The sequence below is a fragment of the Arthrobacter horti genome (genome assembly GCF_030731045.1).
Lineage (GTDB): Bacteria > Actinomycetota > Actinomycetes > Actinomycetales > Micrococcaceae > Arthrobacter_E > Arthrobacter_E nanjingensis.
In genome coordinates this window covers 1-26,171 of the sequence record NZ_JAVALS010000018.1, presented here as the reverse complement: position 1 = coordinate 26,171, position 26,171 = coordinate 1, and the positions used below count along the sequence as shown (strand labels likewise).

General features: G+C 68.1%; 22 protein-coding genes. 12 read left to right on the top strand and 10 right to left on the bottom strand.

The genetic code is table 11. The features are described 5' to 3' along the window. Positions 1–5: 5 nt before the first annotated feature. A complete protein-coding gene (locus Q9R02_RS15545) occupies positions 6–725 on the bottom strand; it encodes an IclR family transcriptional regulator (protein ID WP_305997619.1) in 720 nt (239 codons plus the stop codon). 147 nt (positions 726–872) lie between these two features. Between Q9R02_RS15545 and leuC the strand changes: the two genes are divergently transcribed. Both leuC and leuD read left to right on the top strand, forming a co-directional pair. Continuing rightward, a complete protein-coding gene (gene leuC, locus Q9R02_RS15540; protein ID WP_305997618.1) occupies positions 873–2,312 on the top strand; it encodes a 3-isopropylmalate dehydratase large subunit in 1,440 nt (479 codons plus the stop codon). A 33-nt stretch (positions 2,313–2,345) separates the two neighbouring features. Then, positions 2,346–2,945: a 3-isopropylmalate dehydratase small subunit gene (gene leuD, locus Q9R02_RS15535; RefSeq protein ID WP_305997617.1), complete on the top strand. Its 600-nt coding sequence runs from the start codon at positions 2,346–2,348 to the stop codon at positions 2,943–2,945. Positions 2,946–3,031: 86 nt separating this feature from the next. Here leuD and Q9R02_RS15530 read toward each other — a convergent pair whose 3' ends face one another. The 8 genes from Q9R02_RS15530 to Q9R02_RS15495 form a co-directional block, all read right to left on the bottom strand. Beyond that, positions 3,032–3,592 carry a TetR/AcrR family transcriptional regulator gene (locus Q9R02_RS15530; protein ID WP_305997616.1) on the bottom strand — a complete coding sequence of 187 codons (561 nt, stop codon included), beginning with the start codon at positions 3,590–3,592 and terminating at the stop codon, positions 3,032–3,034. Between the two features lie 12 nt (positions 3,593–3,604). Continuing rightward, positions 3,605–4,180 carry a sugar O-acetyltransferase gene (locus Q9R02_RS15525; protein ID WP_305997615.1) on the bottom strand — a complete coding sequence of 192 codons (576 nt, stop codon included), beginning with the start codon at positions 4,178–4,180 and terminating at the stop codon, positions 3,605–3,607. 23 nt (positions 4,181–4,203) lie between these two features. After that, entirely contained in the window at positions 4,204–5,415 is a 1,212-nt protein-coding gene (locus Q9R02_RS15520) for an MFS transporter (RefSeq protein ID WP_305997614.1), read from the bottom strand. 222 nt (positions 5,416–5,637) lie between these two features. Then, entirely contained in the window at positions 5,638–7,344 is a 1,707-nt protein-coding gene (locus tag Q9R02_RS15515) for a glycoside hydrolase family 13 protein (protein ID WP_425279291.1), read from the bottom strand. 26 nt (positions 7,345–7,370) lie between these two features. Then, positions 7,371–9,062 (bottom strand): glycoside hydrolase family 13 protein, encoded by a 1,692-nt coding sequence (locus Q9R02_RS15510; protein ID WP_305997612.1) that lies wholly within the window; start codon positions 9,060–9,062, stop codon positions 7,371–7,373. Positions 9,063–9,099: 37 nt separating this feature from the next. Then, the gene (locus Q9R02_RS15505; protein ID WP_305997611.1) at positions 9,100–10,002 is read right to left on the bottom strand and encodes a carbohydrate ABC transporter permease; all 903 of its coding nucleotides are present in this window, start codon (positions 10,000–10,002) and stop codon (positions 9,100–9,102) included. Next, entirely contained in the window at positions 10,002–10,913 is a 912-nt protein-coding gene (locus Q9R02_RS15500) for a carbohydrate ABC transporter permease (protein WP_305997610.1), read from the bottom strand. The genes Q9R02_RS15505 and Q9R02_RS15500 overlap by 1 nt, the downstream gene beginning before the upstream one ends. Beyond that, the gene (locus tag Q9R02_RS15495; protein ID WP_425279292.1) at positions 10,910–12,172 is read right to left on the bottom strand and encodes an ABC transporter substrate-binding protein; all 1,263 of its coding nucleotides are present in this window, start codon (positions 12,170–12,172) and stop codon (positions 10,910–10,912) included. The genes Q9R02_RS15500 and Q9R02_RS15495 overlap by 4 nt, the downstream gene beginning before the upstream one ends. Positions 12,173–12,439: 267 nt before the next feature. Here Q9R02_RS15495 and Q9R02_RS15490 point away from each other — a divergent pair, with 267 nt between their 5' ends. The 5 genes from Q9R02_RS15490 to Q9R02_RS15470 all read left to right on the top strand — a co-directional run bounded on the left by Q9R02_RS15490 (position 12,440) and on the right by Q9R02_RS15470 (position 18,051). After that, positions 12,440–13,663, top strand: coding sequence for an ROK family protein (locus Q9R02_RS15490; RefSeq protein ID WP_305997608.1), 1,224 nt, complete (start codon positions 12,440–12,442; stop codon positions 13,661–13,663). 112 nt (positions 13,664–13,775) lie between these two features. Then, positions 13,776–15,098, top strand: coding sequence for a UDP-N-acetylglucosamine 1-carboxyvinyltransferase (gene murA / locus Q9R02_RS15485; protein WP_305997607.1), 1,323 nt, complete (start codon positions 13,776–13,778; stop codon positions 15,096–15,098). A gap of 5 nt (positions 15,099–15,103) precedes the next feature. Then, positions 15,104–15,871, top strand: a complete 768-nt coding sequence (locus tag Q9R02_RS15480) for a lysophospholipid acyltransferase family protein (RefSeq protein WP_305997606.1) — start codon at positions 15,104–15,106, stop codon at positions 15,869–15,871. Beyond that, positions 15,868–16,890 carry an NAD(P)H-dependent glycerol-3-phosphate dehydrogenase gene (locus Q9R02_RS15475; RefSeq protein ID WP_305997605.1) on the top strand — a complete coding sequence of 341 codons (1,023 nt, stop codon included), beginning with the start codon at positions 15,868–15,870 and terminating at the stop codon, positions 16,888–16,890. Before Q9R02_RS15480 ends, Q9R02_RS15475 begins: the two co-directional genes overlap by 4 nt. Positions 16,891–16,932: 42 nt before the next feature. After that, a complete protein-coding gene (locus Q9R02_RS15470; protein WP_305997604.1) occupies positions 16,933–18,051 on the top strand; it encodes a D-alanine--D-alanine ligase family protein in 1,119 nt (372 codons plus the stop codon). Positions 18,052–18,127: 76 nt separating this feature from the next. On the opposite strand, the gene Q9R02_RS15465 is transcribed toward Q9R02_RS15470, so the two are convergent. Next, positions 18,128–18,634 carry a DUF3515 domain-containing protein gene (locus Q9R02_RS15465; RefSeq protein WP_305997603.1) on the bottom strand — a complete coding sequence of 169 codons (507 nt, stop codon included), beginning with the start codon at positions 18,632–18,634 and terminating at the stop codon, positions 18,128–18,130. Between the two features lie 902 nt (positions 18,635–19,536). Between Q9R02_RS15465 and Q9R02_RS15460 the strand changes: the two genes are divergently transcribed. From Q9R02_RS15460 to Q9R02_RS15440, 5 genes are read left to right on the top strand one after another with little or no spacing between them, the layout of a single operon-like run. Further along, the gene (locus Q9R02_RS15460) at positions 19,537–20,811 is read left to right on the top strand and encodes a glycosyltransferase family 4 protein (RefSeq protein WP_305997602.1); all 1,275 of its coding nucleotides are present in this window, start codon (positions 19,537–19,539) and stop codon (positions 20,809–20,811) included. Further along, positions 20,808–22,598: a glycosyltransferase family 4 protein gene (locus tag Q9R02_RS15455; protein ID WP_305997601.1), complete on the top strand. Its 1,791-nt coding sequence runs from the start codon at positions 20,808–20,810 to the stop codon at positions 22,596–22,598. Before Q9R02_RS15460 ends, Q9R02_RS15455 begins: the two co-directional genes overlap by 4 nt. A 5-nt stretch (positions 22,599–22,603) precedes the next feature. Then, positions 22,604–23,479: an ABC transporter permease gene (locus Q9R02_RS15450; protein ID WP_305997632.1), complete on the top strand. Its 876-nt coding sequence runs from the start codon at positions 22,604–22,606 to the stop codon at positions 23,477–23,479. Further along, complete coding sequence (locus Q9R02_RS15445) at positions 23,466–24,368, top strand: ABC transporter ATP-binding protein (protein WP_425279290.1); 903 nt, start codon at positions 23,466–23,468, stop codon at positions 24,366–24,368. The genes Q9R02_RS15450 and Q9R02_RS15445 overlap by 14 nt, the downstream gene beginning before the upstream one ends. After that, a complete protein-coding gene (locus Q9R02_RS15440) occupies positions 24,365–26,089 on the top strand; it encodes a glycosyltransferase family protein (RefSeq protein ID WP_305997599.1) in 1,725 nt (574 codons plus the stop codon). Before Q9R02_RS15445 ends, Q9R02_RS15440 begins: the two co-directional genes overlap by 4 nt. Positions 26,090–26,171 lie beyond the last annotated feature (82 nt).

Here is a 26,171-nt window from a genome sequence, read left to right as displayed (position 1 = left end):
TTCTCTCAGTCGTTGCCCTTCCGCAAGGCCTCGGTGAGCAACCGGCCCGCATTGCACACGACCTCGGCGTGCATCCGGCCCGGCTGGCGGGTCAGGCGTTCGATGGGCCCGGAGATGGAGACGGCCGCGATCACCCGGCCGGAGGGCCCGCGCACGGGGGCGGAGACGGACGCGACGCCCGGCTCCCGTTCGCCAAGGCTCTGGGCCCAGCCGCGGCGTCGTACGCCGGCCAGGACGGTGGGCGTGAAGCGGGCGTGCTGCAGGCCCTCCAGCAGACGGTCGTGGTCCTCCCACGCCAGGAGGACCTGGGCGGCGGAGCCGGCCTTCATGGACAGCTGGGTGCCTACCGGGATGGTGTCGCGAAGGCCCACCGGACGCTCCGCCGAGGCGACGCAGACGCGCCATTCGCCCTGGCGGCGGAAGATCTGCGCGGACTCGCCGGTGGCGTCGCGCAACTGCAGCAGTACGGGGCCCGCGGAGGCGATGAGGCGGTCCTCACCGGCGGCGGACGCCAGCTCCACCAGGCGGCTGCCCAGCACGAAGCGGCCCTGGATGTCGCGGCTCACCAGGCGGTGGTGGACCAGGGCGAGGGCCAGTCGGTGCACGGTGGGACGGGCCAGGCCGGTGGCGGCCACGAGCTGCGCCAAGGTGGTGGGACCGGCCTCGAGAGCATCGAGAACCTGTGCTGCTTTGTCGATGACGCCTACGCCACTGGAACTGTCCATACATTGATATTGCCGTCTCAGTATCTGAGATGCAAATCAATTCACTGGCATCCGGGCCATTGGTGCTGGAACAGTTGAAGTACAGCCAAGAACTCCATGGGCCAAAGCCCATGCATGAAGGTTCAGTACCGAAGGGAGAAAGAGGCCATGGGCAAGACACTGGCCGAGAAGGTCTGGGATGCGCACGTGGTGCGCAAGGGTGAGGGCGAAGGAGTCAATGCCCAGCCGGACCTCATCTTCATCGATCTCCACCTGGTGCACGAAGTCACCTCCCCGCAGGCCTTCGAGGGTCTGCGCCTGGCCGGCCGCCCCCTGCGCCGCCCGGATCTGACGATCGCCACCGAGGACCACAACACTCCGACGATCGACATCGACAAGCCGATCCCGGACCCCACCAGCCGGACTCAGATCGAGACCCTGCGCGCCAACTGCAAGGAGTTCGGCGTCCGCCTGCACTCACTGGGCGACAAGGAGCAGGGCATCGTCCACGTGGTGGGCCCCCAGCTCGGCCTGACCCAGCCCGGCATGACCGTGGTGTGCGGTGACTCCCACACCTCCACGCATGGCGCCTTCGGTGCGCTCGCCATGGGCATCGGCACCTCCGAGGTGGAGCACGTCATGGCCACCCAGACGCTGTCCCTGAAGCCGTTCAAGACCATGGCGATCAATGTGGAAGGCACCCTGAAGCCGGGTGTGTCCTCCAAGGACATCATCCTGGCGGTGATCGCCAAGATCGGCACCGGCGGTGGCCAGGGCTACGTCCTGGAGTACCGCGGCTCCGCCATCCGGGCGCTGTCCATGGAAGCCCGCATGACCATCTGCAACATGTCGATCGAGGCCGGTGCCCGCGCCGGCATGGTGGCGCCGGATCAGACCACCTTCGACTTCGTCCAGGGCCGTCCGCACGCCCCGGAAGGCGCCGACTGGGATGCCGCCGTCGAGTACTGGGAGACCCTGACCACGGACGAGGACGCCGTCTTCGACGCGGAGGTCTTCCTGGATGCCGACACCCTGGAGCCGTTCGTCACCTGGGGCACCAACCCGGGCCAGGGCGTCTCCCTCTCCCAGGCCGTGCCGGACCCGGACTCCTTCGGGGATGAGAACGAGAAGGCTGCGGCCCGCCGCGCCCTCGAGTACATGGACCTGGAAGCCGGGACCCCCATGAAGGACATCCGGGTGGACACCGTCTTCCTGGGCTCCTGCACCAACTCCCGCCTGGAGGACCTGCGCGCGGCGGCCGACATCATCCGCGGCCGCGTCAAGGACCCGAACGTGCGCATGATGGTGGTCCCGGGCTCCGCCCGTGTCCGCCTGGAAGCCGAGGCCGAAGGCCTGGACAAGGTGTTCAAGGAGTTCGGCGCCGAGTGGCGCTTCGCCGGCTGCTCCATGTGCCTGGGCATGAACCCGGACCAGCTGGCACCGGGCGAGCGCTGCGCCTCCACGTCCAACCGCAACTTCGAAGGCCGTCAGGGCAAGGGCGGGCGCACCCACCTGGTCTCGCCCGTCGTGGCCGCGGCCACCGCCATCCGGGGCACGCTGAGTTCGCCCTCGGACCTGGAACCGCTGACCCAGGACGCTGCCGCCTGAGCGGCTCACCGAGAAGATCCCCAGGAGCACACGATGGAAAAATTCACCACCCACACCGGCATCGGCGTCCCGCTGCGGCAGAGCAACGTGGACACGGACCAGATCATCCCGGCCGTCTACCTCAAGCGCATCACCCGCACGGGTTTCGAAGACGCGCTCTTCGCCGGCTGGCGCAAGGATGAGAACTTCATCCTGAACCAGGAGCCGTTCAGCCGCGGCTCCGTGCTGGTGGCCGGCCCCGACTTCGGCACCGGCTCCTCGCGCGAGCACGCCGTCTGGGCCCTCAAGGACTACGGCTTCCGCGTGGTTCTCTCCGCGCGTTTCGCGGACATCTTCCGCGGCAACTCCGGCAAGCAGGGTCTCCTGGCCGCGGTGGTCGCGCAGGATGACATCGAGCTGATCTGGAAGGTCCTGGAGAACGCCCCCGGCACCGAGATCCACGTGGACCTGGAGTCCAAGACCGTGGAGTGCGGCAATGTGGTGGCGCCGTTCCAGATCGACGACTACACGCGCTGGCGCCTGCTGGAGGGCCTGGACGACATCGGCCTGACGCTGCAGCACGAGGAGGACATCACGGCGTACGAGGCCACCCGTCCTTCCTTCAAGCCGAAGACCCTCCCGGCCAAGAGCTGAACAAGCGGCGCGGGACTGAACTGAAAACGCACGACGACGCCGGCCTCCCCACGCGGGGCGGCCGGCGTCGTCGTGTCCGTGGGCGTTCAGGAGCCGGCGATGCGCTGGACGGCGTCAGCCACCGCCCCGCGGCTCAGCCGCTCCGGTTCCTGTTCCAGAGCCCGGTGGATGGTGAGCCCCTCGATCAGAGCATCGAGCAACTGAGCGGTCTGAGGGTCGAAGTGCCATTCCAGCGCACGGCGGCTGCGCGCCATCCAGCTGTTGGTGATGTCCCGGAACCGGGGTTCCCGGGCCGCGAGGGTGTAGAGCTCATGAGTGAGCACGAGATCCCGCGGCTTGCCGAAGAGGTCTTCAGTGATGATGGCCGTCACAGCGGCCTTCGCCTCTTCACGGTCGTGCGCTGCGCCGAGCCGGGCTTCGAACTGCTCCGCGACCGATCCTGCGAACCGGGTGAACGCCTCGCGCAGCAATTCGTCCATGCCGTCGAAGTGATAGGTCATCGAACCCAGGGGGACATCCGCAGCGGCGGCCACCCTGCGATGCGACGTTCCTGCCACGCCGGCTTCAGCGATGAGCGTGAGGGAGGCTTCGATGATCCGTTCCCGGCGACCCGGGTCGGTGCGACGGAGGCGCCGTACTTCTGGCATGGTTCCCTTCGGTCAGAGGGTGCGGATGACGCGGGCCGGATTGCCTACGGCGAGGACGTTGGCCGGAAGGTCCTTGGTGACCACCGCGCCCGCGCCGACCACACTATTGTCGCCGATGGTGACGCCGGGGCACACGATCACTCCGCCGCCCAGCCACACATTGTCGCCCAGCGTGATAGGCCTGGCTGCTTCGAGCCGGTCTTTGCGGGCTTGGGGTTCCAGGGGATGTATCGGCGTCAGTAACTGGACGTTCGGGCCGATCTGGCAGTCCTCACCGATGGTGATGGGCGCGACGTCGAGAGCCGTGAGGTTGTAGTTGATGAACGTCCTGGCCCCGATGTGGAGGTGCTCGCCGTAGTCGACGAACAAGGGGGCCTTGACGAAGGCCTCCTCGCCGAGGGAGCCGAGGAGCTCCGCGAGAATCGGTCGCGCCTCGTTCTCGTCCTGCACCGACGCGAGGTGGTATTCGTGGGTGAGTCTGACTGCGCGCTGGGCGAGTCTGGCGCTTTCCGGGTCATCGGCGATGTAGAAATCACCTGCGAGCATGCGCTCCCGGTTGCTGCGGGGGTCATTGGCGAAGTGGTTCATGGTGTCTTTCTGTGAAGAGCCGGTCACTGGTCTGCTCCGACGCGCTGGCGCGGAGCCGTGGGTTCGGGGATGGAGACCCTCGCGGCCAGGAGGAGCCCGGCCGCGCAGCAGGCGATGGGCAGGAACAGGGCCAGGGTGAGCCCGGCGGCTTGGGACGCCCAGCCGATGATGGCCGGCCCCGCCAGGAGACCCAGGTAGCCGGCGCCCACGATCCTGGACATGACGACGCCCTGCTGGGCCCCGCCGAGCCGGCCCGCGGCCGTGAAGAGCTGCGGCACGATCCCCGAGAGGCCGAGTCCGAAGGCCGCCCATCCTGCCAGGGTGACCGGATAGGCGGGGGAGAGCACGACGGCGGCCATGCCGACGGCCGCCAGCACCGAGCCGGAGCGGACGACGGCGACCGGACCGAAGCGGTGCACGATGCGGTCCGCGCCGAAGCGGCCGGCCGTCATGGCGATCGCGAATGCGCCGTAGGCGAGCGAGGCCGCTGACTGGGGGAGGCCGAAGTGCTCCACGGCGTGCAGGGCGCTCCAGTCGTTCGCCGTGCCCTCCGAGAGCATGATCAGGAAGGCCAGGGCTGCCAGCACGGTGATCGTGCGGGTGCGGGCCCGTCCGGTGAGGGCGGCGCCCACCGTTTCCGGCAGGGTCTCCGCAGGCGGGCGGGAGGTGCGTAGCAGAGCCGGGTACGCCACGAGGGTGAGGACCGCGGTCACACCGGCGCCGATGGCCAGTGTCACGTTCGCCGGGCTTCCCAGTGCCTGGGTGCCCGCGCCGAGCAGGGCGCCCGCTCCGCCGCCGATGGAAAAGTATGCGTGCAGGCTGGACATGATCGGACGTCCGTAGGCGCGCTCGACCAGAACGGCCTGGTCGTTCATGGCGACGTCGATCGACCCGGAGCCGAGGCCGAGGACGAAGAGTGCCGCGCCGAGGCCCCACGGATCGGTGGCGAGGCCCGGAAGATTCACCCCGATGACCAGAACCAGGGCACTGAGGATGATCGCGCGGCGGCTCCCGATCCTGTCGATCAGTGGCCCGGTGAGCGTCATCCCGAGGAATGACCCCAGGCCCAGCAGCAAGAGCAGGCTTCCGAGCGTGGCATGGGAGACGCCCGTGCGCTGCTGGATGGATGGGATGCTGACAACCCAGGCGGCAAGGGCCAGCCCGGCGACGAAGAACTCGGCGATGGTCGCGAGGCGCGCGCGGCGCAGCTCGCCGGGAATTGAGGGGATGCTCACGGTGGGTGACGCTCTTTCAGGAGGGCGGGAGGCGGAGACGCCTCGTTGGGGCATCGATAGGTACGATCGTACACTCGCTATGTACGACTGTACATAGCGGCTGTGGTGGGCAATGTGGGGGAAGGATCCGAGGCGGGCCGTGCCCGGCACGACGGCGCCGGCCTCCCAATGTGGGGAGGCCGGCGTCGTCGTTCGTTGAGCCGCGGGGTCAGCCGCCGAGGCTCAGCCGCGTAGCCAGGCGGTGGTGGCGTCTGGGAGGGTGCGGCCCTCGAGCGGGGCGCTGCTCAGCAGGACCTCGCCCTCGGGAAGCTCCACGGAGGCCTTGCCGAAGTTGGTGACGCTGATCCAGCCGCCGGGGCGGCGGAAGGCGAGCACCGAGTCGTCCGTGGACGGCAGCCACTCGAGTTCCTCGGCCCCCTGAAGCTCGCCGCGCAGAGCCAGCGCCTGGCGGTAGAAGCTCAGAGTGGAGTCGGGGGTGTCCTCCTGCTCCGACACCGCGAAACCGGCGAACCATTCCGGCTGGGGCAGGTGGGAGCCGCCGGTGCCGAAGCCGAAGGACGCGCCCTCCGCGGACCAGGGGAGCGGGACGCGGCAGCCATCGCGGCCGATCTCCACGCCCGGGTTGCGGAAGAAGGACGGGTCCTGACGCTGGGAATCCGGGATCTGGCCGGCCTCCTGCAAGCCGAGCTCCTCACCCTGGTACAGGTACGACGAGCCGGGCAGCGCGAGCATCAGCTGGGTGGCCGCTCGGGCCCGGCGCAGGCCGAGCTCGGCGTCCACCTCGGCGGGGTCGCCGCCGTCCAGGAGCCAGGACTTGCCCGAGTTCGCCATGATCGTGCCGGCCTCGGCGGGGCCGGCGGCCGGAAGGCCGTACCGGGTGGCGTGCCGGATGACGTCGTGGTTGGAGAACACCCAGGTGGAGGAGGCCCCGCTCGCGGCGGCTTCGGCCAGGTTCTTGGTGATGATGGTGCGGAACTCCTCGGCGTCGAAATCGGCCTGCAGGAGGTCGAAGTTGAACGCCTGGCCCAGGCCCTCGGGACTGGCGTAGCGGGCGCGGCGGTCCGGGTGGACCCAGGCCTCCGCCACGGCGGTCCGGGCGGGGGTGTACTCGTTGAAGACCTTGCGCCATTCGGCGTAGATCTCGTGCACGGCGTCCCGGTCCCAGAAGGGGTGGGAGCCGTCCACGAAGCCGTCCGTGCCCGTGTTCAGCGCCTGGAGCTCGGCCTTGGACGGCATGGGCTCGGAGAAGTCCTTGGCCATGCCGTGGGCCACGTCCACGCGGAAGCCGTCCACGCCGCGGTCGGACCAGAAGCGCAGGGTCTTCAGGAAGTCCTCGCGGATCTCGGGGTTGTCCCAGTTGAAGTCCGGCTGCTCCTTCGCGAAGAGGTGGAAGTACCACTGGCCGGGGGTGCCGTCCGCCTCGGTGACGCGCTCCCAGGCCGGGCCGCCGAACACGGAGTCCCAGTCCGACGGCGGCACCTCACCGTTTTTGCCCTTGCCGTCGCGGAAGATGTAGCGCTCGCGGGCAGGGGAGCCGGGCGGCGAGGCCAGGGCCTCACGGAACCACTCGTGCCGGTCAGAGGAGTGGTTCGGCACGATGTCCACGATCAGGCGGATGCCGGCGTCGTGGAGCGCGCTGGCCATCTCGTCGAAGTCCTCCAGCGTCCCGAGGCGGGGATCCACATTGCGGTAATCGTCCACGTCGTAGCCGCCGTCCGCCAGCGCGGAGGGGTAGAACGGGCTCAGCCAGACGGCGTCGACCCCCAGCTCCTTCAGATAGGGCACTCGGGAGGTGATGCCGGGCAGATCGCCGATACCGTCTCCGTTCGAGTCGGCGAAGGAGCGCGGGTAGATCTGGTAGACGGCCGCCTGCCGCCACCAGTTCTCATCAACGGCGGGTAGTGTTTCGGGGACGGTGGTACTCACAATGCTCCTTGTCGGATCGCTACTGAATTTCACTGGATGCGGAGCCAGGCCGTGGCCGGGCCGGGCAGGATGCCGTCCGCGATCGGGGCGCTCGCCAGCAGGAGTTCGCCTGCCGGAAGGGCCGCCGGGGCGGTCCCGAAGTTGGTGACCGTCAGCCAGCCGCCCGGGCGGACGAAGCCGAGGACCTCGCCACCGGAGACATCGGACCATTCAAGGGCCTCGGCGCCCAGGAGGGAACGCCGCAGACGCAGGGCGTCCCGGTACAGGTCCAGGGTCGAGCCGGGATCGACCTCCTGGGTCTGAACCGAGACCGCGCCGAACCACTCTGGCTGCGGGAGGTGGGCGCCGCCCGGGCCGAAGCCGAAGGACGGACCCGACGACGTCCAGGGCAGCGGCACGCGGCAGCCGTCCCGGCCCAGGCCGTCATAGGACCACTCCGGCTGATCTACCGAGCGGTGATACGCCGGGTCCTGCCGGACCTCGGCGGGGAGGCCGCCCACCTCGTGCAGGCCGAGCTCCTCGCCCTGATACAGATAGGTGCTGCCCGGCAGAGCGAGAAGGAACAGTGTCGCGGCTCGGGCCCGGGCGAGGCCGAGCTCCAGGCCGACGCCGTCGGCCGGAGCGCCCGCGAGCATCCACTCGATGCCCTGCTTGACCCCCTTGCGCTCGCCGAGCGGCGGCAGGCCGTAGCGTGTGGCGTGCCTCGTGACGTCGTGATTGGACAGGACCCAGGTGGAGGAGGAACCCGTGGAGGCGGACTGGGCGAGGTTGTCCGTGACGATCCGGCGGAACGCGGCGGGATCGAAGTCCGCCGTGAGCAGGTCGAAGTTGAAGGCCTGGCCCAGGCTGCCGGGTGCGGCGTACTTCGCTCGGCGCACCGGCGAGTCCACCCAGGCCTCCGCCACGGCCGTGCGGGGCGGATCGTACTCGTTGAACACCGCTCGCCATTCGGCGTAGATCTCATGCACCTCGTCGCGGTCCATGAGCGGGTGGGTCCCGGAGTCCCGGTCCATGGCGTCCAGCTCGGCCCGGCTCGGCAGGTCCCCGGGAAGGTCCTTCACGAGCAGGTTCGCCACGTCCACGCGGAAGCCGTCCACGCCTCGGTCGGACCAGAAGCGCAGGGTCGTCAGAAAGTCCTGGCGCACCTCGGGGTTGTCCCAGTTGAAGTCCGGCTGCTCCTTGGCGAAGGTGTGCAGGTACCACTGGCCGGAGGTGCCGTCCGCCTCGGTGACGCGCTCCCACGCGGAGCCGCCGAACACGGAGTCCCAGTCCGACGGCGGCAGTTCGCCGTTTTTGCCCTTGCCGTCGCGGAAGATGTAGCGCTCGCGGGCAGGGGAGCCGGGCGGCGAGGCCAGGGCCTCACGGAACCACTCGTGCCGGTCGGAGGAGTGGTTCGGCACGATGTCCACGATCAGGCGGATGCCGGCGTCGTGGAGCGCGCTGGCCATCTCGTCGAAGTCCTCCAGCGTCCCGAGGCGGGGATCCACATTGCGGTAATCGTCCACGTCGTAGCCGCCGTCCGCCAGCGCGGAGGGGTAGAACGGGCTCAGCCAGACGGCGTCGACCCCCAGCTCCTTCAGGTAAGAGACGCGCGAGGTGATGCCCGGCAGGTCGCCGATGCCGTCGCCGTTGGCGTCGGCGAAGGAGCGCGGGTAGATCTGGTAGACGGTGGACTGACGCCACCAGGTGGCCTCGGAGACGAGGGCGGATTCTGCAGCCATGGGGTTTTCCTTGAGGATCGGTGCGGTGGGGCGGGCGTCAGCCTTTGACAGCGCCCTGGGTGACGCCCGCCATGACCCAGCGCTGCGTGAAGAGATAGGCGACGATCGCGGGGGCCATCGCCATGAGGTAGGACGCGAAGGAGACGTTGTAGTTGTTGCTGAACTGAGTCTGGAACAGGTTCTGCCGCACCGGAAGGGTCTGCAGCGCCGGATCCGAGATGATCAGGGACGGCATCATGAAGTCGTTCCAGGCGTAGAGGAAGGCGAAGATGCCCACCGTGGCGCTCATCGGGGCGAGCAGCGGGAAGATGATGCGCCAGAACGTGCTCCAGGTGCTCGCGCCGTCGATCCGGGCACTCTCCTCCAGCTCGAGCGGGATGGAGCGCAGGAACGCGGTGAACAGCAGCACGCTGAAGCTCAGCTGGAACATGCTGGCCAGGAGGATCACGCCGACGGGGTTGTCCAGGTGCACCAGGCCGGTGAGCTGGATCTGCGGGAGGGCGACCACGGGGAACGGGATGAACATCGCGGCCAGCAGGTAGAAGAACGAGTACCGGAACACCTTGCGGTCCCAGTTGCGTACGATCGCGTAGGAGGTGAACGCGGACAGCACGATCGTCAGGATGACCGTGCCGGCCGTCACGAACAGGCTGACGCCCGCGCCCACCGGGAAGGTGGTGAGCTTCCAAGCCTGGACGAACCCGTCGAAGGACAACGGGGCCGGCAGGGAGAACGGGTTGCCGTCCACCGCCTGTCCGGTGCTCTTGAACGCCATCGACAGGGTGACATATAGGGGCAGGAGCACGGTGACGGCGCAGAGCAGCAGCAGGACCGTGGCGGGCCAGTTGACCCGCTCCATGCGGAATCGGGAGGAGAGGCCGCGTCCGCGGGCGCCGCGGCTCGTCGGGGCCTCGGGGGTCAGGAGGGTCTGCGTCGACATCAGAGTGCGTTCCTTCCGCGCGTCAGCGACAGCTGGAGGAGGGAGATGAGGATCGCGACGACGAAGAAGATCGTCGCGTTGGCCATCTGGTAGCCGTAATCACCGCCGTTGAAGCCGGCGATGATGCTCATGGCGATGCTGCGGGTGGAGGTGCCCGGGCCGCCGTCCGTGAGGCCCTTGATGATGTCGTAGGCGTTCAGGAAGCCCTTGAACCCGAGGATCACGTTGATGACCACGTAACCGGCCACGAGTGGCATGGTGATCCGCAGCAGCCGCTGAGTGCGGCTGGCGCCGTCCAGGTCCGCGGCCTCGTAGACGTCACCGGGCACCGACAGCAGACCGGCGATGTAGATCAGCAGGGTGCCGGGGATCGCCTGCCAGGCGGTCACGATCACGATCGCGACCCAGGCGAGGTCGGGGTTGGCGAGCAGGCTCGTCTGCAGCCAGGAGGCCCCGGTGGCCTCGCCGAGGGCCGGCAGCGAGTTGGAGAACAGGAAGTTGAAGACGTAGGCGATGATGATGCCCGAGATGACCATCGGGATCACGAACACCGTGCGGAGCCCTACCATGAACCGGATCCGGGAGGTCAGGCCGACCGCCAGCAGGAACGCGATCACGTTGACCACGATCACGGTGACCACGGAGAAGCCGAAGGTGAACAGGTAACTCTGCAAGATGGCCGGGTCGCTGAACAGTGCGATGTAGTTGGTCAGGCCGTTGAAGTTCCAGTCACCCACGCCGATGGAGTCGGTGAAGCTGAAGGTGATGCCGATGACGCCGGGGACGGTGATCGCCAGGGTGAACAGGATCAGGCTGGGCAGCAGGAAGAACCAGTAGATCGGTTCTACGCGACGCCGGCCGCGCTGCTCCGTGCGTCCCTTCGCGGGTGCGGTGGTGGTCGTGGTGCTCACTTCGCCTTCTCTTTCGTGGCCGGGGCGCGGAACGCGAGCCGAGCCCAGTCCGCATCGAGCGTGCTCAGGGTGCTGCCGGCATCGCCGCTGAGAGCGATGGCCTGCGCGTAGTTGAAGACCGGGATGGTCTTGGGGACGAGCACCGAGGGGCCCTGGTACACCCGTCCCTTGTCGACGTAGGGGATCATGCCGGCGACGCGGGGATCCTTCGGTGCCGAGGCGCCCTTGAGCGGGGTGAACCCGAGCTGCGAGTCGTTGTACGCCTGGATGTTCCCCGGCTTGTACAGGTAGTCGAGGAAGGCCCGGGCGGCGGCCTGGTGCTTCGAGCCCTGAGGGATCATCGCGGCGAGGTCGAGGTTGACCCGGACTGCGAGGTCCTTCTCGTCGTTCGTCATCGGCAGCGGGAAGGTGCCCAGCTGCAGATCGGGGGAGGTCTTGGCGATCTCGCTGAACGCCCAGGGGCCCTGCAGGTACATGGCGGCCTTGCCCTGGGCGAAGGCGAGGTTCCCGTCGCCGTAGCCCAGGCCCGGGGCGTTCTTGTTCGTGTAGCCCAGGAGCTTGCGCATCTTCGTCATCGGTTCGGCGAAGTCCTTTGAGAACGAGGTCTGCGAGGCGGGGCCGACGGAGTCACCCTCGGTGGCCAGGCGCTTGAAGAAATCGACCACGTCGAGCGAACCGCCCACGGAGTAATCGAACCAGCCCTGCCCGATCGTCCAGTTGTCCATGGCGGTGGCCTCGAACGGGGTGACGCCGGCGGCCTTGAGGGCGTCACAGGCGGCGATCAGCTGGTCCCAGGTCCTCGGCGCGGCGATGCCGTGGTCGGCGAAGACCTTCTTGTTGTAGATGACGGAGGACGCCATCACGGAGTACGGCAGCGCGCTCTGCCGTCCTTCGCAGTGGCCGTACTGGTCGAGGAGGGGCTGGTAGTCGTCGCGGATCTCCCGGGCGGCCGCGGTGCCGCCCAGATCGCTCAGGGCGCAGCGGTCGATGAAGCGGGAGACCTCCATGTTGTAGTTCGCGAGCATGAGGTCCGGCGGATTGCCGCGCACGAAGCTCGCGGAGACCACGTCCACGCCGGAGGTGTCCAGCACCACTCGGACCTTGTCCTGCGAGGCGTTGTACTCGTCCACGACCTTGGTCATGAACGGGATGGCCTCGCGCTTGCTGAAGGTGAAGCGGATGGTCTCCGCGCCGTCTCCACCCGAGCATCCCGTGAGAAGGCCCGCCAGCAGGCAGAGGCCGAGCCCCAGCCCCGCCATGCGCCGGGTCCGTGTCAGTTTCTCAAACACCTTCGTCCTTTCGTCATGCGGTCCTCGGTCCGCAGGTACCGGGCACACGGATCCAAGGAGGAAGCGCCGAGTAGATTTAGATAGGAGGTAAATTTATAACCTATCGACAGTATGAAGTGATATGGCTCACGGCGTCAAGCGTCGGGCCGAAGTGTTTCCAGGCATAGATTTATGAACTAAATTTAGAGAGGCCTCAGGCATCGAGCCCGCGGCCCGGACAGATGTGGAGCATCAACGATGAGCGAGACCGCGCCTTCAACGCAGCTGGTGCGCAGGATCAATGCGCGCGCCATGCTCCAGGCGATGCGCGGGGCCGGTGTCCTGACGGGAACCGAGCTCATGGCCGCGACCGGACTGTCGCGCGCCACCGTGATCTCCATCTGCGATGAACTTGTCCGGCTCGGCTGGCTGCGGGAACTGGAGAATCAGCGGGGCGCCGGGGACTACGTCAAAGGCAGGCCGGCGCGCCGCTTCGTCTTCGATGACCGCTCCGCCCACGTGCTCGGGATCGACATCGGGGCTCACAAGATCACCGCCATCGTGGCGGACATGGCGGGTGCGGCACGGTCCCAGGTGACCCTGCCGTTCCGGGCGGACAATGTGCCGGCCGACGAGAGGGCGGACGTCCTGGACCGGATCGCGGCTCAGGCGCTCCAGGACGCCGAGGTGGATGCCGGCACCGTGCTCGCCGTCTCCGTGGGGGTGGCCGCTCCGGTGGGCCGAGACGGTGACGTCCTCACGGCTCAGGAGTTCTGGCGCTCCTTCGACGTCCGCAGGATCGTCGCCGAACGCCACAGCTGGCAGGTACTGCTGGAGAACGACGCCAACCTCGCCGCGCTCGCCGAACGCTGGCGGGGTGCGGCTCAGGGGATCGACCATCTCGTCGTCATGCTCGCCGGGGACCGCCTAGGCTCCGGGGTGCTCGAATCCGGCCGCCTCCTGCACGGTCAGCACGGCGGCTTCGGCGAGCTCGGCTTCCTGGACCACCTCGACGGCGTGGGGGACACTCACGGCATCGCTCACTATGTGGCGCTGTGGGGGAGAGAAGCGCTCGACGGCGGCACGAAGACCTCACTGCGCGCGCGCTGCGGTGGGGACGGGCGGCGGCTGACTGCCGAGGCGGTGTTCGCCGCTGCCGCGGAGGGCGACGCCGTCGCCCGCGGGATCCTGGACCGCGTGGCCCACCGCATGGCGCGGGTCATCGGCTCCCTGAGCACCGTGGTCAACCCGGAACTCGTGGTCATCGCCGGCGCCGTCGCGGAGTCGGCGGGCGCGCTCATCGACGCCATCGAACGCGATCTGCCGGAATTCACGCACACCCCGCCGCGCGTGGTGGCGTCCTCCCTCGGCGAGGGCATCGTGTCCCTCGGCGCCGTGCGCCATGCTCTCGATTACGTCGAGGAGAACGCCCTGGACGTGTACCCGGCCTCCCTCGGCGCGGCCGGACCGAAGCTCAGCTGAGCCCCCGGAACCGGGACGGCGCGGGCACGCCGGGCCGCCCGCCCGGGGGCTCTATGCTTGATCAGGAGCGGCGGGCCTCGCCGTCCGCTCGGAATGCAAGGAACAGGTGTCGATGAGTAGTGTGCTGACCATCCGGGGTGGGGTCCCCCTCAGCGGACGGGTGACCGTACGGGGAGCCAAGAATCTGGTCCCCAAAGCTATGGTCGCAGCGCTCCTGGGCAGTGAGCCGTCCGTGCTGCGCAACGTCCCGGAAATCAAGGACGTGGAGGTGGTCACCAGCCTCCTCCAGTTGCACGGCGTCTCCGTGGAGAAGGACCCGGTCACCGGGGACCTCACGCTCGACCCGTCCAATGCCACCAAGGCGTCCCACACCGAGATCGACGCCCACGCCGGCGACTCCCGGATCCCGATCCTGCTGTGCGGCCCCCTGATCCACGCGATCGGCGCGGCCTTCATCCCCGACCTCGGCGGCTGCCGCATCGGCGACCGCCCCATCGACTTCCACCTGCGCGTGCTGCGTGAGTTCGGCGCCGTCGTGGAGAAGACCTCCAACGGCATCCACATCTCCGCGCCGGAGGGCCTCAAGGGTGCCAGGATCACTCTGGACTACCCGAGCGTCGGGGCCACCGAGCAGGTGCTGCTCTCCGCCACCCGTGCGGAAGGCATCACCGAGTTGCGCGGTGCCGCCATGGAACCGGAGATCGTGGACCTGATCGCCGTCCTGCAGAAGATGGGCGCCATCATCGGCATCCAGACGGACCGGACCATCCGCATCGAGGGCGTGGCCGAGCTGCGCGGTTACGACCACAGTGCCCTGCCGGACCGGAACGAGGCCGCCTCCTGGGCTTCCGCGGCCCTGGTCACCCAGGGAGACATCTTCGTGGCCGGTGCGGCCCAGCACGACATGATGACCTTCCTGAACACCTACCGGAAGGTGGGCGGCGGCATGGACATCATGGATGACGGCATCCGCTTCTACCACCCGGGCGGAAAGCTCAACCCGCTGGTTCTGGAGACGGACGTCCACCCCGGGTTCATGACGGACTGGCAGCAGCCCCTGGTGGTCGCGTTGACCCAGGCGGACGGCGTGTCGATCGTCCACGAGACCGTCTATGAGAACCGTTTCGGCTTCACCCAGGCGCTCTCCCGCATGGGCGCCGGGATCCAGCTGCACCGCGAGTGCCTGGGCAGTGTGCCGTGCCGCTTCGGCCAACGGAATTTCCTGCACTCCGCTGTCATCTCCGGCCCCACCCGGCTGACGGGCACGGACATCGACGTCCCGGACCTGCGCGGTGGATTCAGCCACCTGATCGCCGCCCTGGCGGCCACGGGTGTCTCCCGCGTCACGGGTACCGAGGTCATCCAGCGCGGCTACGAGCGGTTCACGGACAAGCTCGCCGGGCTGGGTGCGGACTTCGACCTGACCGGAGTCTGAACCCCATGGAATACAGCAGCTCCAAAGAGCGTGCCACGTTCGTCTTCCTGGCCAGCGTGCTGCGGCCCGTGATGAACGCCCTCCTGGGCAAGGAGTGGCGCGGCCTGGAGAACATCCCGCGGGGCGGCTTCATCGCGGCTCCGAACCACGTGACGGAGATCGATCCGGTGGTGGTGGGCCACATGCTCTACAACCAGAAGCGCCCGCCGCACTTCCTGGCGAAGGCGAGCCTGTTCCGGATCCCCGTGGTGGGACGCGCCCTGCACGCCTCCAACCAGGTTCCCGTGGAGCGCACCACGGCCGGAGCCAACAATTCCCTCAAGGTGGCTCAGGAGGTGGTGGACGCCGGCGGCTCCATCATCATCTACCCGGAGGGCACTCTGACCCGGGACCCGGACCTGTGGCCCATGAAGGGGCACACCGGGGCCGCGCGCCTCGCCCTCCAGACGGGTGCGCCCGTGGTGCCGATCGGCCATTGGGGCGCGCAGGAGGTCTTCCCGCGCTACGCCAAACGCCTGTACCTCTTCCCCCGGAAGAAGGTCCGCGTGCTGGTGGGGGCTCCCGTGGACCTGGAGGACCTGCGGGACAAGCCCCTGACCAAGACCACTCTGACCGAGGCCACCGACCGCATCATGGTTGCCGTCACGGCGCTCGTCGCGGAGCTGCGCGGCGAGGAGCCGCCGGCCGAGCGCTGGGACCCCGCCGCGCACGGCCAGAAGACCACCGGCCGCCTGGACGAGGATGCCGCCGGCCGCACGGACGGGACCGCATGAACCGCATCGCCGTCATGGGAGCCGGCTCCTGGGGGACCACCTTCGCGAAGGTCCTGGGGGACGCGGCCCGGGCGTCGGGTGTGGAACGGGACATCGTCCTGTGGGCGCGCCGCGCCGAGGCGGCCCAGGAGATCACCCGGGAACACCGCAACAGCCGGTACCTGCAGGACACCCCGCTGCCGGACTCGGTGCGCGCCACGGACAGTGCCGTGGAAGCGCTGGCGGAGGCCGGCGTCGTCGTCCTCGCCGTGCCCGCGCAATCGCTGCGTGAGCAGCTGCGGGACTGGAAGGACGCCGTCTCCCCGGACGCCCTGGTGGTCTCCCTCATGAAGGGCCTGGAACGGGGCACCGATGACCGCATGAGCCAGGTGATCGCCCAGGAATGGGGTATCCCGGCGCAGCGGATCCTGGTGCTCTCCGGACCCAATCTGGCGCTGGAGATCGCCCGTGAGGAACCCACTGCGTCCGTGGTGGCCTGCGAGGACGAGACCGTGGCCCAGCAGGTCGCCGAACTCTGCACCGCGCCGTACTTCCGCCCGTACACCAGCTCGGATGTGGTGGGCGTGGAGATCGGCGGGATCGTCAAGAACGTGATCGCGCTCGCCGTGGGCATCTGTGAAGGCCGCGACATGGGCGACAACACCAAGGCCTCCGTCATCACCCGTGGCCTGGCCGAGACCACCCGTCTGGCGCTGGCACTGGGCGGCGAGGCCCACACCATGGCCGGGCTGGCCGGTCTGGGTGATCTGGTGGCCACCTGCGCCTCCCCGCTGTCCCGCAACCACACCGCGGGCAAGCTCCTGGGTCAGGGGCTGACCATGCCGCAGGTGGTGGAGCGCATGACCCAGACGGCGGAGGGCGTGAAGTCGGCGGACGCCGTTCACGAGCTCGCCGCCCGTCATGGAGTGGAGATGCCCATCACGGCCGCGGTGGTGGCCGTCCTGGCCGGTAGGCTGGCCGTGGAGGACCTCGGCCCCCTGCTGCTGAACCGCTCCCTGAAGTCCGAAGACGGTTACTGAGCCGACCCGGCCGTGACCACCCCCTGATTGAACGGAAACACTGTGACCGACGCTGTCCGGAAACCACGCATCGCCGTCCTCTTCGGCGGCCGCTCGAGTGAGCACGCGGTCAGCTGCGTCACCGCAGCCGGCGTGCTCGGGGCCATCGACCGCGAAAAGTACGACGTGATCCCCATCGGCATCGCCAAGACGGGCCAATGGGTCCTGGCCGACGGCGACGTCGCCCAGTGGTCCCTGAGCAACGGATCGCTGCCCGAGGTGGCGCCCGGCGAGGCGACGGTGGCCCTGGCGGAGATCGGCGGCGAGCACCAGCTCATCGTGGCAGCGCCTGATCAGGTGCCTACCGAACTGGGCCAGGTGGATGTGGTGTTCCCGCTGCTGCACGGCCCGTTCGGCGAGGACGGCACCGTCCAGGGGCTCCTGGAACTGAGCGACACCCGCTATGTGGGCGCCGGGGTGCTGGCCTCCGCGATCGGCATGGACAAGCACTTCATGAAGGTGGTGTTCGAGTCCGCCGGGCTCGCCGTGGGACCGTACGTTGCAGTCACGGACCGGCAGTGGCTCCGCGACCCGGCTTCCGTGCGCGAGCAGGTGGCGGCACTGGGCTTCCCCGTGTTCGTCAAGCCGGCCCGTGCCGGGTCCAGCATGGGCATCTCCAAGGTGGACCGTCCCGAGGACCTGGACGCCGCCATCGAGGAGGCCCGCCGGCACGACCCCAAGCTGGTCATCGAGGCCGGGATCGTAGGCCGGGAGATCGAGTGCGCCGTCCTTCAGGGACGCGGCACGGACGCCCCGCGAACGTCGTTGCCCGCCGAGATCGCCGTGGCCGTCGGTGAGCACAGCTTCTACGACTTCGAGGCCAAGTACGTGGACAATGCGGCGTCGCTCATCTGCCCGGCCGAGCTGCCCCAGGAGGCCATCGCCGAGGTCCGCCGCCAGGCCGCCGTGGCCTTCGACGCGATCGGTGCCGAGGGTCTGAGCCGCGTGGACTTCTTCTACACGGAGCAGGGGGAGTGGATCATCAACGAGATCAACACGCTGCCCGGGTTCACGCCCAAGAGCATGTACCCGCAGATGTGGGCGGCCACGGGCCTGAGCTACACCGAACTGATCGACGAGCTCATCCATCTGGCGCTGAGCCGCAAGACCGGCCTGCGCTGATCCCGTCCCTTCGCGAGAAGACAATAGTGGCCGCCTGGACTCGATTCAGGCGGCCACTATTGTCTTCTCGCGAGGTCTATTTGCCCTGCGTGGGCAGGTTCTTCAGATCTTCCTGGCCGACGCACTTGCCGGTGGCCTTGATCTTCGCCACCGGGGACGCGAGCGTGGCCAGGACCGTGGCGGAGGAGATCTTGTTGTTGTCCAGGAGGAGCTCGACGGCGGGTGTACGGCCGAACGTGGTCAAGGTGTAGATCGAGCTGCCGTCCTTGCCGGGCTTGATCACCCAGTCGACGCCGTTGACGTCCACGCAGCTGTCCGTGGTGGGTCCGGGCGGCGTGACCCCGCAACGCAGGATCACCTGGGACGGATCACCCCAGGCCGCCGTGGCCTGCGCGTTCGTCTGCCTGCGGTTGGCGTCCGCGAGCTGATCCGGCAGGGTCACCATCATGGGTGCGCAGGCGGGATTCGCAGCGTCGTCGGCCGCCGTGACGTCCACGGTGGAGGAGCAGGCGCTGAGCGCCAGGACCGCGCCCGTCGCGAGGATGACGGCACTGGTCAAGGAGCGGAAACGAGGAAAACGCACCTTACCAGGGTACCGAGCTTCCCTGGGCTCCCGTCCGGCGACGGGTGTGACGAGGCCGACAGGGGCGCCCGCCAGACCCTACGGCGGATCGTCCAATTGCTGTAATATCGATGGGGTAGCTGCGGGTTGCGGGAACAACCCTGTGGCATCACTCGTACAGCCTTTGGGGGGCTTCTTTGAACATGCACGTTTCCGTGCCATCTCGTCGCGTCGTCGGTCGTACCCTGGCATCGTTGCTGGGTGCGGTGGGACTCCTCGTTCTGTCCGTGCCGCCGGCCCAGGCCGAGGATCCGAGCCCGGATCCGGGAGTCGAGATCCCTGTCCCGCAGCCGACGGATGAGATCCCGGCCCCAGCCCCGGCAGAACCAGCATTCCCAGGAACGGATCCGGCTCCTGTCGTCCCACAGCCGGGCCTTCCGGAATCGCCGAAAACTCCGGGGAACATCGCTCCGGCCCCGCCGTTTCTGGATCCCCAACAGCCCTCCGGTGGCGGGCTCCCTGCCACCGGCCCTGGCTCCGACGGCACCGGTACCGTGCAACAGCCTGGTCCGGTGAGTCCTGACGGTGCTGAGTTGAACGGAAGCGGAGCGGAGGAAGCCGTGCCGGACCTGGCCGGCGTCGATCCCACCGCATCCAGACCTGCCGCTTCGGCAAGCCCGACCTCGAGCAAGACGGTTGAACCGACGCCACGACCGTCGTCGACCGCCACCACAGCGGCGGTCCCTGCGGAGTCCCGGCCAGCGGCCGGGGACCCGGCCTCGGCTCTGTCCTCCGGAAGCCCCATGCTGGTGCAGGCACTGACCGTCATCGGTCTGGTTCTTCTGGGCGGCTGGTATTTCCGGGTCCTCAAGTCACGCCGGATGGGCTTGGGGCGCGTCCGAGGGAACCACTGACCGGTCATCATGATTTCCACTGCTTCCGGGAGCACCGCTCCGTCGGGAGCGGCGGAGCGGGTTTCCCCGCCCTCGCGGCTCCTCCTTCTCACGCACTCCTACTGGCCTGAACACTCCCCACCCCAGCGCCGCTGGAATGCCTTCGCAGCTGACTTCATCGGCGCCGGCTGGGACGTGCACGTCGTGGCGCCCGTGGCGCACGGTGCTGGATCCGCCGCCGCCCAGGATGGCGCCGCGGCCGGCCGAGGCTTCCGTGTGCAACGCGGGCCCCATGGTGAACGGATCGTCCGCGTCCCCTTCCTTCCTCACCGGAACTCCTCTCTGAGCAAGTTCACGGACCAGTTCTTCAGCGCCATCCTGTCCGTGCCGGCCGCCTGGCGGGTGCCGCGCGTGGACGTGGTGCTGGCGACGGCCCCGTCGCTGCCCATCCTGGCCACGGGATATCTGACGGCGCGGCTGCGCCGGGTCCCGTTCGTGGTGGAGATGCGGGACGCCTGGCCGGACCTGGCCCGGGATGCCCGGCTGGTCAAGGGGCGGATCAAGAGTGTGGCGGAATGGGCCGTCGACTTCGTTCAACGGCGCGCCGATCTGGTGGTCACCGTGACCGAGGGGTTCGCACAGACGCTTCGTGACCGGGGAATCCGGCAGGTGGCGTGCGTCAGCAATGGGGTGCGGGTGGGGCAGCTGCCCGAGCTTCCCCAGCCGCCGGAGCACCGGGAGCGGTTCACCGCTGTCTATCTGGGCAATCTGGGCAGGAGCCAGCGGATCGACGTCGCGATCAAGGCGGCCGCAATGGTCGGTCCGGGGATGCATCTGCACATCGTCGGGCACGGGGTGGAGCATGACGCCCTGGTGGCGCTCGCCGCGGAGCTGGACGCACCCGTCACCTTCCACGGGGTCCTGCGCGGTCCTGACGTCATGGCCCGGTACGCGGACGCCGACACGTGCGTGGTGGCGCTTCGGGACGACTGGAAGTCTTTCGAGACCACTGTCCCGTCCAAGCTGTACGAGGTGCTGGCGCTGGACCGTCATGTCACCGCCGTGGTGCGGGGCGAAGCCGCGCGCATCATCGACGCGGCCGATGCCGGGCACATCGTCGCCTGCCACCCGGAGCCTCTTGCCGCACTGTGGCGCCATCTCGCGGCGAACCGCCACGAACTGCGCAGGTCCGGGTCCGGGCGCCGCTGGGTAAGCGATCATGCGGACCACGGCCTTCTCGCGAGCCATTACCGGAGGATCCTCGAGGAACTCCTGGCGAATCCCGGGACGGGGGAGACGCCATGAGGCAGCTGTTCAGGAACGCTTCCCTGGCCGTGCAGACCGTCGGGGGTCATGTGAACGACGACGGCGCGCTGCTGGCGATGCAGCTGTTCCGTCGCCTTCCGTCGACGGTCAGGGGCCGGCTGGCCGGCTCACTGCGGAGGGTTCTGCCCATACCACTGGAGGACCATCCGCTCGGGGTGTTCTCCGCGCTGGCCTCCGGCGATGCCGACGCTGTCTGCCGGCGGATTGACAGTGCGCTGGCACGGCCTGAGCTGTCCCCGTCGCGGTGCTGCACGCTGGCCGATCTGGCACTGCTGGCGGATCGGCCGGACCTGGCCGAGCGTTTGCTCTCCCGCGCCCGCGGGGGAGAGGCCCGGACCGCGGCGGGGTCCGCGCGTCGTGCCTCCCGGATCGCGGGCGCTCAGGCACGCCTGCACTGGCACCGCGGCGAGGTGAGTTCCGCCGTCGGCGTCCTTGCCGGGGCGGTGCGCCCGGCACAGCGGAAGCAGAGAGCACGCCTGGACGGCGAGCGCCGCGTCCTGGAAGGTTGGCGTCCAAGCCTGGCTCCCGTGGCCGGCTACCGGCCGGTGCACGGGCGAGTGCTTCATGTCCTGACGAATTCGTTGCCGCACACGGGCAGCGGCTATGCGCAACGGAGCCACTCGGTCCTGACGTCTCAACGGGACGCCGGGCTGGACGTGCTCGCGGTGACGCGCATCGGCTACCCGGTCCAGATCGGCGCGCTCGCCGCCCGCTCCGCGGACGTCGTGGACGGTGTGGAATACCGGCGCATCTTGCCGTCCGCGCTGCCCGGGACCGTGGATGGCCGTCTTCAGCGCCAGGCTGAGGAACTGCTGCGGGAAGCTCTGCGGTTCCGGCCTTCGGTGCTGCACACCACCACGCACTTCGTGAACGCACTGGTGGTGCGCGCCGTTGCCGAGGCTCTCGGCCTCCCGTGGGTGTACGAGGTGCGGGGGCAGCTGGCCGACACCTGGGCCTCAACCCGTGGGCCGGAGGCCAAGGACAGCGAGCGGTACCGGCTCTTCCGGACGCGCGAGGCGGACGTCATGGGTTCGGCGGATCTGGTGGTCACGCTGGGCGGGCGGATGCGGGAGCGGATTCTTCAGGCGGGCGTTCCGGCGGCGCGGGTGCTCCTGGCCCCGAACGGGGTGGGTGAGGACTTCCTGGACGAGCCCGTGGCCTCCGAGGATGCCCGCCGAGCGCTGGGGCTGCCTCCCGGGTTCTATGTGGGCACCGTGAGCAGCCTGGTCCCGTATGAGGGCCTGGAGACCCTGGTGGAGGCGTTCGCCCTTCTGGCGGAGCAACTGCCGGAGCTGCGGCTCCTGGTGGTGGGTGACGGTGTGTCCCGGCAGGCCCTGGTGGAGGCCGCGGCCCGGCACGGGGTGTCGGACCGGGCGGTGTTCCCGGGCCGGGTACCGAGGGAGCAGGCCCGCCTCCACCATGCGGCGCTGGATGTGTTCGTGGTCCCGCGGAGGGACCTGGAGGTGACGCGGTCTGTGACGCCCCTGAAGCCGGTGGAGGCCATGGCGGTGGCCCGGCCCGTGGTGGCGAGCCGGTTGCCGGCGCTTGCGGAGATCGTGCGGGACGGCGTGACGGGACTGCTGGTGGAGCCCGACGACGCGCGGTCACTGGCGGAGGCGCTGCGGCGCCTTGCGGGGGACCAGGATCTGGCCGAGAGGCTGGGGCGGGCCGGCCGGGAGTCCGTGCTGGCGGAGCGGACCTGGGCATCGAATGCGGCGAAGATGAGCGCGGCGTACGCCGCACTCGGGAAGGGGGCGGGGGAGTGAACCCGATGGTGGACGATGCGGTGGAGGCGCCGGTACAGGCGCTATCTGTCGACATGAGGAACCTGGGCCGGGTGGGTGCGCGGCCGCGCTTCCTGGAGTACCTGGTGCAGCTGTGGGACTTCCGGGGGTTCATCGCCTACGACGCCCGGGCCCGGGTCCTCTCAGGGACCCGGCGTGACCGCCTGGGCAGCGCCTGGCTGCTGCTGAATCCGGTGTTCAACGGCCTGACCTACTACCTGATCTTCGGTGTCCTGCTGCATACCAGTGCCGGGATTGACGACTTCATCGGGTATCTGGTGGTGGGCCTGTTCATCTTCCAGTACTGCGCCGGCGCCATCTCCGAAGGCGCGCGGTCCATCTCCAGCGGCCGCTCGGTGGTGCAGGCGTTCAGCTTCCCACGGGCTGCGCTGCCCATCGGGGCCAACCTCCGGGAGGCGCTGCGTGCGGTCCCCCTGGTCATCGCGATGCTCCTGCTGGTGATCCTGCTGCCACCGGGGGAACACATCGGCCTGAAGTGGCTCCTGGTGATCCCGGCCCTGCTGCTCATCAGCCCGTTCAACCTGGGTGTCAGTTTCATCCTGGCCCGGATCATCTCCGCGGTGGGCGATGTGGCGCACCTGCTGCCGTTCGCCATCAGGGCCTGGATGTACGGCTCGGCGGTCTTCTACTCCTTCGACCGGTTCGTGACGCACCCGCAGCTGCTGCAGCTGCTCCGAATGAACCCGCTGTTCAACGTGATCGACATCGTCCGCTCCGTCCTGCTGTACAACCGGCTCCCGGAGTGGCAGTCCTGGGCCGGTCTGGGCATGTTCGCATTCGGTGCCCTGGTGATTGGCCTGGTGTTCTTCTGGCAGGGGGAGGAGGGCTATGTCCGTGGCTGAGGAGACGATCTTCGTTGAGGGAAGCCCCTGTGTGGTGCTGGATGCTGTGGGCAAACGCTTCACGGTCAGGTCCTCCGAACAGAGCGGCTGGGTGTCAAGGAACCCCCTGAAGCGGATGGCCCGGCGCATCGTGGGGCGGCAGGCCAGGGCGGTCACCGTGCAGGCGCTCAACCTCACCTCGCTGGTGGTGGAGCGCGGAGAGTCCATCGGGATCATCGGACGCAACGGATCCGGCAAGAGCACCATGATGAAGCTCATCTGCGGTCAGCAGAAGCCGTCCGCGGGGGCGGTGTACGCCTCCAGCACGCCCATCATGCTCGGGGTCAACGCAGCGCTGGTGCCGGAACTGTCCGGGGATCAGAACATCGTCCTGGGGTGCCTGGCCATGGGTCTGGAGCGGGCTGCGATCGAGGCGAAGTTCAGCGAGATCGTGGAGCTGTCCGGCTTGGAGAAATCCATCCACTTGCCCATGAAGGGGTACTCCTCCGGCATGAGCTCGCGTCTCCGCTTCGCCATCGCGGCGGCAGTGGAGCCGGAGATCCTGCTGGTGGACGAAGCCCTGAACACCGGTGATGCCCAGTTCCTGGACAGGAGCCGCATGAAGATGGATGAGCTGCGCGCCAATGCCGGCTGCGTCTTCATCGTCAGCCACAGCCTGGAGACGATCGTGGACATGAGCACGCGGGTGCTCTGGCTGGACTACGGGGACCTGGTGATGGACGGGGACCCGCAGGAAGTGACAGCCGCCTACCGGCAGTTCACCGCGCATCTGTCCAAAGGCAACAATGTGTCAGCACAAAAAATCAAGGACCGTGCGCGGGAGCAGCTCGTGACAGCACAGCTCATGCCTCGAGTGACCGGGCGGCGGAAGGAAGGATTTACATCATGAGTCAGATCGACACTCTTCGGAGAGCCTTCTGGCACTTGCGCAAAGGGGGTGTTCCTCAGCTGCGGCTCTGGTACGGCCGTCACGCGGCCGCTACGGGTGTGACGGCGATCCACGCTCCGTCCATCCAGGCAGCAGGCCGTTCCGTGAAGGCCGCTGCGGCTCCCGTGTTCAATGCCTTCGACTATCCAGGCCTCGATCCGCGTCGTGCCGATCTCCGTGTGGGGGTGATCCTTGACGACTTCTCCTTCAGTGCATTCCGGTATGAGTGGGACCAGGTGGAGCTATCCCGGTCGGCGTGGAGGCAGCAGCTTGACGGCCTTGACCTGGTGTTCGTCGAATCAGCCTGGAACGGGAACCACGGCCAGTGGAAGTATCAGCTGACCGGCACGAGCGGCGTCAAGGACGATTTCAAGGACCTGCTGGCGGCTTGCCGGGACGCGGGGATTCCCACCGTGTTCTGGAACAAGGAAGACCCTGTCCATTTCGACGACTTCATCGAAGCGGCCACGATGTTCGACTCGGTGTTCACCACGGATGCGAACCGGATCGACTCTTATCGCGAGACGCTGGGCCATGACCGTGTGGGTGTCCTTCCCTTCGCGGCCCAGCCGGCGATCCACCATCCGGTTCGTCCTGTCCACGGGTTCCACAAACGAGGCGTGGCGTTTGGTGGGATGTATTTCGCTCACAAATACCCGGAACGACGCGCACAGATGGATTTCCTGCTCGGAGGAGCGGCCGATGTGTCCGCGTCGACCAAGGGCCTGAGCTTTGAGATTTTCTCCCGGCAGCTCGGTGGGGAGCTGCAGTACCAGTTCCCCGAGGGGCTGTCGAAGTACGTGGTCGGTGGTCTTAGCTACGACCAGATGCTGACGGCCTACCGGGCGTACAAGGTGTTCCTCAATGTGAACTCGGTAGTGGATTCGCCCAGCATGTGTGCGCGCCGCATTTTTGAGATCACAGCGTCCGGGACGCCGGTGGTCAGTGCGCCGTCAGAGGCGATCGGAGAGTTCTTCGCTTCTGACGAAGTGTTCGTGGCGGACGATCGCGCACAGGCGACCGCCCAGATCAAGCTTCTCGGGCTGAATGAGGAACTGCGGAGCCGGACCGTGCACAAGGCACAGCGGAAGATCTGGTCGCAGCACACATATGCCCACCGCGTGGAGTCGGTGCTCGCCGTTGCCGCGCCGGCGCGTGTCAGGCCGGTGCGGCTCCCGTCGGTCAGTGCAATGGTGAGCACCATCCGACCGCAGCAGCTGGAGCGTGTGTTTGAGACTGTTGCCCGGCAACGCGGTGTGGACACCGAACTCGTGCTGCTGACCCACGGGTTCGAGGTGCCCGCACGGCAGATCCGGAAGCTGTCCAGGCGTCATGGTCTGAGCAACGTGGTGCACCTCACCGCGGGACGTGACGTCTCCTTGGGAGAGTGCCTCAATAGTTGCGTCTCGGCAGCGTCAGGAGAGGTCCTGACCAAGATGGACGACGACGATTTCTACGGGGCCGAGTACCTTGGGGATCTTCTGCATGCGATGAAGTATTCGCGGGCAGATGTGGTGGGTAAGCAGGCACATTACATGTACTTTGCGTCCAGGGATCTGACCGTGCTCCGGACCGGCCATATGGAACACCGGTTCACTCGCATGGTGATGGGCCCTACTATCACCGCGCGTGCAGAGGTATTGAGGGTGTCAGATGGTTTGTGTGAGGGGCGGTGCTCCTGATTGATCGGAGACACTGATGACCATGATCGATAAGCAGGCGCGTGAGGCGCGTCGCCGTGAGCAGCGTGCGGGTGTGGAGGCG

Excerpts from the sequence above, each read along its gene's own strand:
- Q9R02_RS15510 (WP_305997612.1), bottom strand. The coding sequence starts at position 9,062 with ATGGCTGCAGAATCCGCCCTCGTCTCCGAGGCCACCTGGTGGCGTCAG.
- Q9R02_RS15495 (WP_425279292.1), bottom strand. The coding sequence starts at position 12,172 with ATGGCGGGGCTGGGGCTCGGCCTCTGCCTGCTGGCGGGCCTTCTCACG.
- Q9R02_RS15530 (WP_305997616.1), bottom strand. The coding sequence starts at position 3,592 with ATGCCAGAAGTACGGCGCCTCCGTCGCACCGACCCGGGTCGCCGGGAA.
- Q9R02_RS15505 (WP_305997611.1), bottom strand. The coding sequence starts at position 10,002 with ATGTCGACGCAGACCCTCCTGACCCCCGAGGCCCCGACGAGCCGCGGC.
- leuC (WP_305997618.1), top strand. The coding sequence starts at position 873 with ATGGGCAAGACACTGGCCGAGAAGGTCTGGGATGCGCACGTGGTGCGC.
- Q9R02_RS15525 (WP_305997615.1), bottom strand. The coding sequence starts at position 4,180 with ATGAACCACTTCGCCAATGACCCCCGCAGCAACCGGGAGCGCATGCTC.
- murA (WP_305997607.1), top strand. The coding sequence starts at position 13,776 with ATGAGTAGTGTGCTGACCATCCGGGGTGGGGTCCCCCTCAGCGGACGG.
- leuD (WP_305997617.1), top strand. The coding sequence starts at position 2,346 with ATGGAAAAATTCACCACCCACACCGGCATCGGCGTCCCGCTGCGGCAG.
- Q9R02_RS15480 (WP_305997606.1), top strand. The coding sequence starts at position 15,104 with ATGGAATACAGCAGCTCCAAAGAGCGTGCCACGTTCGTCTTCCTGGCC.
- Q9R02_RS15455 (WP_305997601.1), top strand. The coding sequence starts at position 20,808 with ATGAGGCAGCTGTTCAGGAACGCTTCCCTGGCCGTGCAGACCGTCGGG.
- Q9R02_RS15490 (WP_305997608.1), top strand. The coding sequence starts at position 12,440 with ATGAGCGAGACCGCGCCTTCAACGCAGCTGGTGCGCAGGATCAATGCG.
- Q9R02_RS15545 (WP_305997619.1), bottom strand. The coding sequence starts at position 725 with ATGGACAGTTCCAGTGGCGTAGGCGTCATCGACAAAGCAGCACAGGTT.
- Q9R02_RS15450 (WP_305997632.1), top strand. The coding sequence starts at position 22,604 with ATGGTGGACGATGCGGTGGAGGCGCCGGTACAGGCGCTATCTGTCGAC.
- Q9R02_RS15440 (WP_305997599.1), top strand. The coding sequence starts at position 24,365 with ATGAGTCAGATCGACACTCTTCGGAGAGCCTTCTGGCACTTGCGCAAA.
- Q9R02_RS15475 (WP_305997605.1), top strand. The coding sequence starts at position 15,868 with ATGAACCGCATCGCCGTCATGGGAGCCGGCTCCTGGGGGACCACCTTC.
- Q9R02_RS15460 (WP_305997602.1), top strand. The coding sequence starts at position 19,537 with ATGATTTCCACTGCTTCCGGGAGCACCGCTCCGTCGGGAGCGGCGGAG.
- Q9R02_RS15445 (WP_425279290.1), top strand. The coding sequence starts at position 23,466 with ATGTCCGTGGCTGAGGAGACGATCTTCGTTGAGGGAAGCCCCTGTGTG.